This window comes from Arthrobacter sp. NPDC056886, from assembly GCF_042788715.1.
Classification (GTDB): domain Bacteria; phylum Actinomycetota; class Actinomycetes; order Actinomycetales; family Micrococcaceae; genus Arthrobacter.
The window spans coordinates 188,547-200,222 of record NZ_JBHUBT010000002.1 but is presented as its reverse complement, the minus strand read 5'-3'; the positions used below and the strand labels follow the sequence as shown (position 1 = coordinate 200,222).

Genomic DNA, 11,676 nt, shown 5'->3' with positions numbered 1-11,676 from the left:
CAGCAATGACGCGGATCACGCGTCCCCGTGGCGCTCGTCACAGGGCGAATGTTGAGTCCATTGGCTCCCGACGCAAACAGGTGCAGGTCCGCCGTCTATTGTCGGCCTCTTCCGCCGCCACTACTTTGAGTTCGACCCCGGACCTCAGCCCGCAAAGTCGACCTGCATTGATGGCCTGAGGCCGCCCACCCCCGAATTCCGAGGAATCCAATGACGTCTTCTTCTCGTGTACTTTCCCAGGCCGCGGTCTTGAAATGGCCGGCCCTCGCCGCTGGCGCTCTGCTCCTGCTGAGCGGGTGCTCGGTTGCGAACTCTGCTTCCGGCCCGGCTACGGCGGGCGGCAATCTCCGGGTGGTGCTGGCGCAGGAGCCCCCGACACTGGAGGCCTGCGAATCCAACCTCACCTCCACCGGCGTGGTGGTGCGCTCGAACGTCACAGAACCGTTGATTGAGCGAAATCCCACCACGGGCGCGCTGGAGCCACTGCTGGCAACGGAGTGGAAAGCCACCTCTGACACCGAATGGACGTTCAAGCTTCGGGAGGGCGTGAAATTCCAGGACGGCACGCCCTTCAATGCTGAAGCTGCCGCGTTCACGATCGACCGGGCCGTCAACTCCAAGCTGGGCTGCAACGTCGAGGGCTACGTTTTTGGTGATGCCGACTTGAAGGTCAAGGCCGTGGACGCTACGACGCTGACGGTGACCTCGCCCAAGCCTGACCCGATTCTGCCGCTCCGCCTTTCGTTCCTGGAAATAGTGCCGACGACGACGAGCACCACCGCGAAGGTCCGGGAGCCCGTTGGGACCGGGCCGTACAAGATCGAAAAGTGGGACGCGGGCCAGAAGATTACGCTCAGCAGCTGGGACGGGTACTGGGGCAAGAAGCCCGCGTACGCCAAAGCCGAATACCAGTGGCGCTCGGAGAGCTCAGTGCGGGCCGCCATGGTCACCAGCGGCGAAGCTGACGTGGCTCTGGGCCTCAGCCCGGATGACAACGTCGGAGACCTGGCCGTCGACTACCCCAACAACGAAACCGTGGCGCTCCGGCTGGAAGCCACCCAAGCGCCCCTGACCGACATCCGTGTCCGACAGGCCGTGAACTTTGCCATCGACAAGGAAGGAATCGTGGGTTCCCTGTACCAGGGAAAGCACAAGGTGGCGGCGCAGCTGGTGCCCGAGGGCGTGGTGGGACACAACTCGGCCCTTGAGCCCTGGCCGTTCGACCTGGACAAGGCCAAGGCGCTGGTGGCCGCAGCGAAAGCCGATGGCGTGGACACCTCGGCTCAGATCTCCCTCGTGGTCCGTAACGCACAGTTCCCGAAGGTCACCGAACTTGCGCAGGTCCTGCAGGAGCAGTTGAGCCAGGCCGGCCTGAACGTGAAGCTGAAAATGCTTGAAACCAGCCAGCAGCTGACCTACCAGGTCCGCCCGTTCGCCGACGACGAGGGCGCCGTCGCGGTGCTGGTCCAGCACGGCAACCAGGCCGGTGACGCCGCCTTCACCGTTGACCAGTACATGCTCTCCACGGGTGCGCAGAGCTACTTCGGCACTCCGGAATTTGATGGAAAGATCAAGGCCGCCGACGCGGCGTCGGGGGACGCACGCCAAAAGGCATTCGAAGAGATCTTTGCGTACCAGAACGACAAAGTGGTCCAGTTCGCGCACATCTCGCACCAGACCGGCATTTTGGGCAAGTCAAAATCTGTGAACTACACGCCCAACTCGTCCAGCGGTGACGAACTCCGCGTCTCGGAAATGACCCCGGCGAGCTAGTCCGGACGTCAAGGAAAGAGGACAGCCCATGCTGATCTACTTGAGAAAGCGGATCGTTTCCAGCGCGCTTCCGCTGGTGGTGGTAATCGTCGGTGTTTTCGCGCTCGCCAGGATGACCGGCAACCCGGCCGCCCTGTACCTTCCGCTGAACGCCACGCAACAGATGCGGGACGAGTTCACTGCACGCAACGGCCTTGACCAGCCGCTGTTGGTGCAGATGGCGGACTACTTCGGCGGAGTGCTGAGGCTCGACTTCGGGCAATCGCTCAGGACGGGCCAAGATGCCGCCGCCATGGCGCTGCGTGCTTTCCCGGCCACCTTGCAGTTGGCGGCCACCACTATGGTGCTGGCTGTCCTTCTGGCGCTGGTGGTGGGTTGCTGGGCGGCGCTGAAGCCGAACGGCGTCGCCGACCGCATCTCAAGTTTTGTCTCCATGGCCGCTGCCTCGATACCCGACTTCTGGCTCGCAATCGTCGGCATCTGGGTATTCGCCATCACCCTGGGCTGGCTCCCGACATCCGGTGTGTCGGGGGCCGGCGCCTGGGTTCTGCCCATCGCCACCCTCCTGCTCCGGCCGTTCGGGGTCCTGGTCCAGATCGTCCGGGGTTCCATGGTCTCCGCGCTGTCCGAGCCCTACATCAAGCTGGCCCGAAGCCGCGGCGCAGGCGAACTGCGGGTGGTTACCCATCACGCACTGCGCAACGCCGCGGCTCCGGCTTTGACCGTGGCTGGCGACCTGACAGTGGGCTTGGTCAACGGAGCAGTGGTGGTGGAAACCATCTTCGGGTGGCCCGGGATCGGCAAGCTCATGATCGATTCCATCCTGCAACGCGACTTCGCTGTCCTGCAGGCAGCCGTGCTGCTGACCGCCGTGGCCATCTTCGCGTTGAACATCCTGATCGACATGGGCTACGCGTTGCTGGATGCACGCGTCCGGCCCGTGACGGCGAGAGCTTAGGAGTAAACCATGACGAGTTCATTGACTGAGCCGGCCGCGCAGGATCAGCTGCCGGGGACCGGGCAACGGCCCCCCGGGAAGGTGAAAGCCGGGAAGGGGAACGGAAACCAGGATGGGAACCCCATCCTGTTCCGGCTCCTGCTGAAGGACCGCTTCGCCACGGTGTCCGCCCTGCTTTTGGTCCTCATCGGCCTGACAGCCGTGATCGGCCCTGCCTTGATGGGCGACCTGGCCACCAAGCAGAACCTCCTCTTCGCCAACAAGGCGCCGTTTTCGCTGGTCTACGGCTGGGAATACGTTCTGGGCAGCGACTCCCTGGGAAGAAGCATGCTCGCCCGCCTCGTGGTGGCCAGCCGCACCACGTTCTCGGTCGCGGTACCGGCGGTGGCTGTGGCCCTCGTGGTTGGCTCGCTGTGGGGTGTCTGGGCCGGATACCACCGGGGTTGGCGTGAAAACGTGTCGATGCGGATTGCCGACGTCATCATGAGCTTCCCGTCCCTGCTGCTCGCCGTCGTGGTGCTTTACGTGTTCAGCCCCAGCGCCGGGAACATCGTGCTGATCCTCGCACTGACGCGGATCCCGATCTACCTGCGCACGGCACGAGCCGAGTCTGCGGAGCTTCAAAGCCGTACGTTTGTGGACGCGGCCCGGACCTTTGGGGCCAGGCCAAACGCCATCATTGGGCGCCATGTCATCCCCGTGGTCCTGCCGACGCTCCTGACGCTGGCCACGCTCGAATTCTGCTATGTGATGCTGGCCGAGTCTTCCCTGAGCTTCCTTGGCATTGGCATCCAGCCGCCGGACGTTAGCTGGGGGCTCATGGTCTCGCAGGGCAGACAGTACCTGCAGACCGCCTGGTGGCTTTCCATCTTTCCCGGCGTCGCGATTGTGGTCACCACCATCGCCGCGAACGTCCTGGCGGCCTGGCTCCGAATCGCCACAGACCCCGCCCAGCGCTGGCGCCTCGCACTTCCCCGCAAGCGGCTGATTGCCCGCATCCCAGTCAAGGAGGCAAAGCCGTGAAAACTGCTGCCCAAAGCATGCTCCCCGGCCAGTCCCGGGCGCATGAAGTTGTTCTTAGTGTCAGAGGCCTGGCCGTGGACATCCGCACGCATCGCGGAACCGTCCGGGCCGTCAATGACGTAAGTTTCGAGGCCCGTGCGGGGGAAACCCTCGCACTGCTCGGAGAATCCGGGTGCGGGAAATCCATGACGGCCAAGGCGCTCGCCGGAATCATGGACCCCGTCTGCGACCTCGCCGGCGGGGAAGTGGCCCTCAACGGAACAGACCTGGCGGCCCTGACACCCAAGGAACGACTGAAATTTGCCGGTCCCGAGCTCGGCATTGTCTTCCAGGACGCGCTGACCGCCCTCAACCCTGTCTACACCGTGGGAACACAGCTCGGTGAGGCTTTCCGGATCCATCGTGGACTGAGTGCCAAGGAAGCCAAGGTCCAGGCAATTGAGTTGATGGAGCGGGTGGGGATTCCCGAGCCCGAGTCCCGGGTGAATTCGTATCCGCACCAGTTCTCCGGCGGCATGCGCCAGCGCATCCTTATCGCCATGGCTGTGGCCCTGAACCCGCGCCTGCTGATAGCAGACGAACCCACCACTGCCCTGGACGTCACGGTCCAGGCCCAGATCATGCAGCTGCTGCGCAAGCTCCGGGAAGAGGGCCAGATGGCCGTGGTGCTGATTACCCACGATCTGGCGGTTGTTGCCGAGGAGGCCGACTCGGTGGCGGTGATGTACGCGGGCAACGTGGTGGAGAGCGGGCCGGTGTCCGAGGTCTTCAGCGATCCACGGCACCCCTACACCAAGGGGCTACTCGAGTCGATGCCCGTCCATGTTGGCCGCGGCGCCCACCTAAAGTCCATCGCCGGGAGCCCTCCGGAGCTTCATGACATTCCCGCGGGCTGCGTGTACCAGTCACGCTGCCCGTTGGTGCAGGACATCTGCCGGTCCGAGCGCCCGCAGCTGCGGCCCGTGACCGATCGCCCCTTGAACGAAAGCCCCGTCGACCTGCAGGACGACGCCGACACTTACGCTGGCGCCCCGCTGTCCAGGCCCGGCCGGGTTGCGGCCTGCCACTTCAGCAAGGAGATAAACAATGTCTGAGCCGCTTTTGCAGGTTGATGGCTTGCGCAAAACCTTCCACGTCGCCAAAAGCGCCCGCGGCAACACCCGCCTCAAGGCCCTGGATGGCATTAACCTCACGGTCGGGCGAGGCGAAACCCTGGGCTTGGTGGGGGAATCGGGCTGCGGAAAATCCACCCTGGCCCGGACCCTCATGATGCTGGAGACACCGGACGAAGGGACGGTGACCTTTGAAGGTACGAACCCGTTCGGGCTCCGCGGAAAGGAGTTGCTGAGCTGGCGGCGCCGGGTCCAAATGGTGTTCCAGGATCCGTTTGCCTCGCTGAACGCGCGGATGAACGCCGGCGACATTGTCTCCGAGCCCTGGGCGACCCACCGGAGCCTTTACCCGTCCTCGCGGGAGCGTGAAGCCCGCGTGCGGGAGCTGCTGCACATGGTCGGGCTGCGCCCATCGGACGCGCGCAAATCACCGCAGGAGTTCTCCGGCGGCCAGCGGCAACGGCTCGGCATTGCCCGTGCCCTGGCTCTGAACCCCGACGTCATCATCCTCGATGAGCCGGTTTCAGCGCTGGACCTGTCCGTCCAGGCGCAAATCCTCAACCTGCTCAATGACCTCCAGCAGGACCTCGGAGTCTCCTATATTTTCATCTCCCATGATCTGACCGTTGTCCGGCATGTGGCCGACCGGGTCGCCGTGATGTACCTGGGCAGGATCATCGAGACCGGCGCCACGGAGGAAGTTTTCGACCATCCACGGCACCCCTACACGGCGGCATTGATGTCCGCCTCGCCGAAGCTCGACGTCACCGGGGCGAAGCGGGACCGAATCGTCCTCCAGGGCGAGCTGCCCTCGCCGCTGGATCCGCCGTCGGGCTGCCGTTTCCGCACCAGGTGCTGGAAAGCGCAGGACGTCTGCGCCGAGGTGGCGCCCGAGCCGCGGGTGACGGCCAGCCCCGATGGAGGGCTGCGCCTGACCGAATGCCACTTTCCACTTGAAACCGTCAAAGGTCTCACAGGCGCCACCGCAACCGCCGCCGGGTGACGGCCTCGGAGTATGCGCTCATTGCCGGCGTGGTTTTCCTCGCCGCCTGCCTGCAGGCCTCAACAGGTTTCGGCATGGGGATGCTTGGCGCGCCGGTGGTGGCCATGGTGGATCCGGCCCTGCTGCCGGCCACGCTCATTCTCCTGGCACTCCTTGTGACAGTCCTCGTGACCGTCCGTGAACGGCAGCACCTCGATCTCCGCGGCACGGGCTGGGCTCTGGTGGGCCGGGTCCCCGGAAGCTTCCTGGGGGCATGGCTGGTGGCCCTTCTGTCCAAGGAGGGCCTGGCCTGGGTGGTGGTCATCGTGGTGGTCACCGGCCTGGTCCTGGCAATCCGGGGGTGGGCGCCGGAGCCGGTCCGGGTAAACCTGATCGCGGCCGGTGCCGCCTCGGGCATCATGGGCACTGCCACGTCCATCGGCGGCCCACCCATGGCCCTGGTCTGGCAGGGCCACCAGGGATCACGGCTGCGGGGCACGATGAGCGCGTTCTTTATGGTGGGCTCGGCAATTTCCCTGATGGCGCTGGGGGTCGCAGGCGCCGTGACGGGCCAAATATTGACGCTCGCGCTGTGGCTGGTGCCGGCGGTGCTTGGAGGGTACGTGGCCTCCCGGTTCGTGAACCGCTTCCTGAACACCGCCCGGCTGAGGATGCTGGCGCTGGGCTCGTCCGCGCTGGGGAGCCTGCTGTTGATGGGACAACTCGCCCTGGCTGCCATGCAGCCCTGACCTCTGCGGCTGCCGCACGGAGTCCCTGCGGCCGGGTGACTTACCTGCCCCAAACCCTCGGTACGAGGTTGATCAGTTCCCGTCCGTCCGCCAGCCGGCCAATATTTGCCGCGATGTCCGCCGCCCGGCGTTCGAACGTGATCCGCGCGTGCCCGGAGTGGTGCGGCGTGAGGACGGTATTGTCCAGCGATCCGAACGGCAGTTCGGCGGGCGGCAGCACGCCGTCGGCGGGGGATCCCCACCACACATCAATACCGGCTCCCGCGATACGCCGGGACTGGAGGGCATCGAACAGCGCCTGCTGGTCCACCACGGGACCCCGAGCAACGTTTATCAGGAGCGCGGACGGCCTCATGGCCGCGAACTCCGCCGCCCCGATCATCCCTCGTGTCGACGAGTCCAGGGGCGCGGTGACAACTACGACGTCGGACGCTGCCAGCAGCTCCGGAAGCTGGTGGTTGCCGCCGATCCAAGTCAGAGTGACCCCGTCCGGGGCGCCGGCGGCCGGGTTCTTGCGGACGGCGCGAACATCCATGCCCAGCAGGCCGGCCATGCGGGCCGTTTCCGCTCCGATGGAGCCCATCCCGACGAGTCCCATCGTCATTCCGCTCAGGGTCGGATGGAATGGCACCTCGGGGTCAGTGGCAATGGTCCGCCATCGGCCTTCACGCACCGCGCGGTCGGCGGCGATGACATTGCGGGACAGCATCAGCGTGACCATCAGGATGTGTTCCGCAATGGGCCGCGCGTGATGGAACGTGTTGGCAACGAAGGTTGCCGGCAGCAGGCCCGGAACGAAGATCTTGTCATACCCGGCGCCGGTGACGTGGACCAGCTTCAGTCTGCTCGCGGCGGCCACCTGCTCGGGACCCAGCGAGGAACAGACCACGACGTCGGCAGTGGCCAGTGCTTCAAGCTGGCGTTCAGGAGACCAAGCCGCCGCCATGGTCCAGTGGTGAGCGCCGCCGTCGTGCCTTAACTGATCCTCAAAGCGGCTGATGATGGGATCGGTGACCACGATCGACAGGCCCTTTTGTGAAGGCTCCAAAACACTCACCAGCGAGGGCTCTGCAGCTCGTAGGAAGGGTGCAGCCGCTGCATGTAGCCCGTGTCATCCCGGCTCCTGAGCCCGCACTCCAGGTACTGGCGGTGGAGGCGTTCCAAGGCGTCGCGGTCCAGTTCGATCCCCAGCCCGGGTCCGGCGGGGACGCTGACGGCTCCGTTCTCAAGCAAGAACGTGCCCGCCGCGACGACGTCCTCTTCCGGGTCCTTCCACGGCCAGTGGGTGTCGCACGCATAGTCGAGTTTCGGCGTCGCCGCGGCGAGGTGGACCGTTGCGGCAAGGCTGATCCCCAGATGGGAGTTCGAGTGCATCGAGAGCCCCAGGCCGAAGGTTTCGGTGATGTCTGCCAGCGACTGCGAGCGGCGGAGGCCTCCCCAAAAATGATGATCAGAGAGGATCACATCAACGGCCCCGGCGGTCACTGCCGGCGCAATGTCAGCGAAGCTGACGACGCACATGTTCGTGGCCAGCGGCATGCCGACCTCGCGGCGGACTGCGGCCATTCCTTCGATGCCCGGCGTGGGGTCCTCCAGATACTCCAAAATGCCGTCCAGTTCCTTGCCGACGCGGATGGAGGTTTCAATCGTCCATGCGCCGTTGGGATCTATCCGCAGCGGCATGGCCGGAAACTCCGCACGGAGGGCCTTGATCGCGGCGACTTCCTCCTCCGGAGGGAATACGCCTGCTTTCAGCTTGAGGGCTGAGAAACCATACTCTTCCACCATTTTCCGCGCCTGGCTGACAATCCCGACGGGATCCAAGGCTGCGCCCCAAGCATCGTCTGCTTGGCCGGGATGCCCGGCCCACTTGTAAAACAGGTACCCGCTGAAAGGGACGGCGCTGCGGACCGCTCCGCCCAGCAGATCGCTCACGGGGCGGCCAAGGAGCTTCCCTTGGATATCCAGGGCAGCAACGTCAAACGGCGAGAGGACGCGGTCCGTGGTGCTTGACCCGGTAACCATTCCGCTCATTCCGTGGCCACCCCGGATCGTGTCCTTTTGCAGGGCGGCCGCAACGCAGCTGCGGAGTTCGTTGATGTTGAACACGTCGGTGCCGGAAACGGCCTCGGCCGCGAGGTGAAGACGGGCCAAATGGCCGGCATCACCGTATGTCTCACCCAGTCCACTGACGCCGGCGTCGGTATGGACTTCCACTATCGCCCGGAGCGCAAAGGGCTCGTGGACGCCGACGGTGTTCAGCAGCGGCGGGTCCTTGAACGCCACCGGCGTGATCGTGACGCCGGTGATCCGTACTTGGTGGAGGTGCTCTGCGTGCTGGCTTTCCTGCTTCACTCCGGTGTGCTCCTTAGGCGTGGGTCAGGGGGACCGGCCGATGACACTCTGCAATGGCTGCCGGTTTCCGCATCTGCTGCTGAACTGAACATAATGGGTGCAAACGATCCAAGTCCAAGCCATAATGAGCACTCATGCATCCATGAAAGGTATTGATGTTCTCCCTGCCGCAGCTTGAATCATTTGTCGCTGTTGCCGAGGAACTGCACTTCGGTGCGGCCGCAGCACGGCTGAACATGACACAACCACCGTTGAGTCGGCAGATCCAGATGCTTGAGAAACAGCTGGGTACCCAGCTGTTTGGCCGCACCAGCAGAAGGGTTGAGCTGACGGCGGCCGGCTTGATGCTGCTGCCCAGGGCACGGCAAATACTGGACATGTGCATCAAGACCGATTTGGATGTCCGCCGGGTCTCATCCGGCGACGCCGGCGCGATAACCGTCGCGTACACCGCCATCGCGGGTCAGAGCGCGTTACCCCAGCTGCTGAGGCGTGCCGCCGACATCATGCCGGGAGTCTCGTTTGTCTTGCGCGAACTGGTCTCCACGGATCAGATGGACGGGCTGGTGAAGGGCAGCGTGGACATCGGGCTGCTCCGGCCGATTGTGGCCCGGCCGGGCATCGTTTCAAGGCCCATCATGACGGACCGTCTCGTCATTGCGATCCCCTCCGGCAGTGACATTCTGGGCAACCTGCCGAATATGGATGCGCCGCTTCCGCTGGCCTGCCTGGATCGATTGCCGCTGCTGATGTATTCAACCAAGGAAGCGCGCTACTTTCATGACCTCGTCCTGCGGCTTTTTGCCAGCGCAGGTGCCCACGCGAACATCACTCAGTACGCGAGCCAGGTCCCGGCCCTCCTGGCCTTTGTTCAAGCCGGCCTGGGCGTGACGCTGGTGCCGGCCTCGGCTATGGCGTCGTCGCCCCCGGGTGTGGAGTTCCACGAGATCAGCAGCAGCCATGGAATCCGCGAGCTCAACCGTGTGGACCTGGAACTCGCATGGAATGAGCAAACCGCCAATCCGGCGGTGCGGAGGCTGCTAGAGCTTATTGACTCCACGGGCCTGAATCCCGGCGAACGCCTAGAGGCGAGTAGCGGCAATTCGGACATGCCGCCGGGTGACCTCGAGTAGTCGCCCATGCAGCTGCCGCTGGGCTGCGACATGCGGGATTGAGCCTTACCGCCGCCGAAGCTTTACGAGGCCAACCGCTCACGTGCGTTGTGATCAGAACTGCCCGGTTCAACGCCATACTTGGGCTGGGTGATCTCTGCCCACACATCATCGAGGGAGAGCCCGAGGACGTCGGCGATCGCAGCGATGGTCGGGAAGGCGGGAGTCGCTACGCGGCCCGTCTCGATCTTCCGGAGGGTTTCCGGTGAGACGCGCGCATCCAGCGCGATTTCGAGCATCGAACGCTCTGCCCGGGCGCGACGCAAGAGGGCACCGAGGCGCTGTCCGCGCTCGACCTCTGCGGGGGTGAGTGGCAATCTAACCATGGCTCCGATTATAGTACCGGGATAATATGGCCGGGATAGTTATTGGAACGTGAGAAAGGCGCCGCATGATCGAGATCCTGAACCCCACCGAATTGGCCCGAGCAAAAGAGACCGGCACCCTCGTCGCTGACATCCTGCAGACGCTGAAGGTCCGTAGCAAGGTCGGCACGAACCTCCTGGACATTGACCGGTGGGCCCGGACCATGATTGTCGAGGCTGGAGCGCTGTCCTGTTACGTCGACTACGAGCCATCCTTCGGACGCGGGCGGTTCGGACACTACATCTGCACGGCCGTCAACGACGCCGTGCTCCACGGACTGCCCCACAACTACTCGCTTGCCGACGGCGACCTGCTGACCCTCGACCTCGCCGTCTCCAAAGGAGGAGTGGCTGCAGACTCCGCCATCAGCTTTATCGTGGGCGGCTCCAAGCCCCCGGAGAGCGTCGCAATGATCAGCGCGACCGAGCGTGCATTGACCGCAGGGATAGCCGCGGCCGGACCCGGGGCTCGCATCGGCGACATCTCCCATGCCATCGGCACGGTCCTCAGCGAGGCAGGGTACCCGATCAATACCGAGTTCGGCGGTCATGGCATCGGATCGACGATGCACCAGGACCCGCACATTGCGAACACCGGACGGCCGGGCCGTGGATACAAACTGCGCCCCGGGCTGCTGCTCGCATTGGAGCCCTGGGTCATGGCCGACACCGCTGACCTCATCACCGACGCCGACGGGTGGACACTCCGAAGTGCGACCGGCTGCCGGACAGCCCATAGTGAGCACACGATCGCTATCACCGACGACGGAGCTGAGATCCTCACTTTGCCGACGCAGGCGCACCCGTGAGATCGGAGCCCCCTGCCCCTATGCTCCGGCGTCTCGTCACGAATCACCCGGTGAAACGAACGGTTCCCGACGCCGACTGCGAGTAAAGCTAAGGCTTTAACGAGTATGAACCGTTCTTTAACGGGTAGCCGCCACCGGGGTTGTCGCGGCTCGGGACTCGTTACGATGGGGTCTCCCGGGCCGGTGAATCCGGCCGGATGAATTCGGCGGCACCGCTCATTCACGCCGCAGTCAGGGCTTTTGTCCCGGATGTTCACGACGAATGGCCGCCGCCCTCAGATCCCTCGGCGCAGAGCCGTCGCTGCCATGGTGGTGACGGCTTATTTCACTTCAATGATGACTTTGTGAGGAATTCATGCGGCGACCGATATTTCCACG

11 protein-coding genes are annotated in these 11,676 nt (G+C 64.5%); 8 read left to right on the top strand and 3 right to left on the bottom strand.

What is annotated here, in order from left to right; all coding sequences use genetic code 11:
• Positions 1-210: 210 nt before the first annotated feature.
• Genes ACFRJ8_RS04045 through ACFRJ8_RS04020 form a run of 6 tightly spaced genes read left to right on the top strand, consistent with a single transcriptional unit; the run spans position 211 to position 6,597 of the window.
• Complete coding sequence (locus tag ACFRJ8_RS04045; protein ID WP_377984866.1) at positions 211-1,773, top strand: ABC transporter substrate-binding protein; 1,563 nt, start codon at positions 211-213, stop codon at positions 1,771-1,773.
• A gap of 28 nt (positions 1,774-1,801) precedes the next feature.
• Entirely contained in the window at positions 1,802-2,731 is a 930-nt protein-coding gene (locus tag ACFRJ8_RS04040; protein WP_277525711.1) for an ABC transporter permease, read from the top strand.
• Positions 2,732-2,740: 9 nt separating this feature from the next.
• On the top strand, positions 2,741-3,754 hold the full coding sequence (locus ACFRJ8_RS04035) for an ABC transporter permease (protein WP_377984865.1): 1,014 nt from the start codon (positions 2,741-2,743) through the stop codon (positions 3,752-3,754).
• Between the two features lie 17 nt (positions 3,755-3,771).
• Positions 3,772-4,848 (top strand): ABC transporter ATP-binding protein, encoded by a 1,077-nt coding sequence (locus ACFRJ8_RS04030; protein ID WP_377985179.1) that lies wholly within the window; start codon positions 3,772-3,774, stop codon positions 4,846-4,848.
• Positions 4,841-5,869, top strand: coding sequence for an ABC transporter ATP-binding protein (locus ACFRJ8_RS04025; protein ID WP_377984864.1), 1,029 nt, complete (start codon positions 4,841-4,843; stop codon positions 5,867-5,869). The genes ACFRJ8_RS04030 and ACFRJ8_RS04025 overlap by 8 nt, the downstream gene beginning before the upstream one ends.
• The gene (locus ACFRJ8_RS04020) at positions 5,866-6,597 is read left to right on the top strand and encodes a sulfite exporter TauE/SafE family protein (RefSeq protein WP_377984863.1); all 732 of its coding nucleotides are present in this window, start codon (positions 5,866-5,868) and stop codon (positions 6,595-6,597) included. Before ACFRJ8_RS04025 ends, ACFRJ8_RS04020 begins: the two co-directional genes overlap by 4 nt.
• Positions 6,598-6,637: 40 nt before the next feature.
• Here the strand turns inward: ACFRJ8_RS04020 and ACFRJ8_RS04015 are convergent, their stop codons facing one another.
• Both ACFRJ8_RS04015 and ACFRJ8_RS04010 read right to left on the bottom strand, forming a co-directional pair.
• Positions 6,638-7,645, bottom strand: a complete 1,008-nt coding sequence (locus tag ACFRJ8_RS04015; RefSeq protein ID WP_377984862.1) for a 2-hydroxyacid dehydrogenase — start codon at positions 7,643-7,645, stop codon at positions 6,638-6,640.
• Between the two features lie 5 nt (positions 7,646-7,650).
• On the bottom strand, positions 7,651-8,952 hold the full coding sequence (locus ACFRJ8_RS04010) for a glucarate dehydratase family protein (protein WP_377984861.1): 1,302 nt from the start codon (positions 8,950-8,952) through the stop codon (positions 7,651-7,653).
• Positions 8,953-9,107: 155 nt separating this feature from the next.
• On the opposite strand from ACFRJ8_RS04010, the gene ACFRJ8_RS04005 reads away from it, so the two are divergent.
• On the top strand, positions 9,108-10,085 hold the full coding sequence (locus ACFRJ8_RS04005) for a LysR family transcriptional regulator (RefSeq protein ID WP_377984860.1): 978 nt from the start codon (positions 9,108-9,110) through the stop codon (positions 10,083-10,085).
• A 62-nt stretch (positions 10,086-10,147) separates the two neighbouring features.
• Here the strand turns inward: ACFRJ8_RS04005 and ACFRJ8_RS04000 are convergent, their stop codons facing one another.
• Complete coding sequence (locus ACFRJ8_RS04000) at positions 10,148-10,450, bottom strand: helix-turn-helix domain-containing protein (protein ID WP_377984859.1); 303 nt, start codon at positions 10,448-10,450, stop codon at positions 10,148-10,150.
• A 65-nt stretch (positions 10,451-10,515) separates the two neighbouring features.
• On the opposite strand from ACFRJ8_RS04000, the gene map reads away from it, so the two are divergent.
• The gene (map, locus tag ACFRJ8_RS03995) at positions 10,516-11,298 is read left to right on the top strand and encodes a type I methionyl aminopeptidase (protein WP_377984858.1); all 783 of its coding nucleotides are present in this window, start codon (positions 10,516-10,518) and stop codon (positions 11,296-11,298) included.
• Positions 11,299-11,676 lie beyond the last annotated feature (378 nt).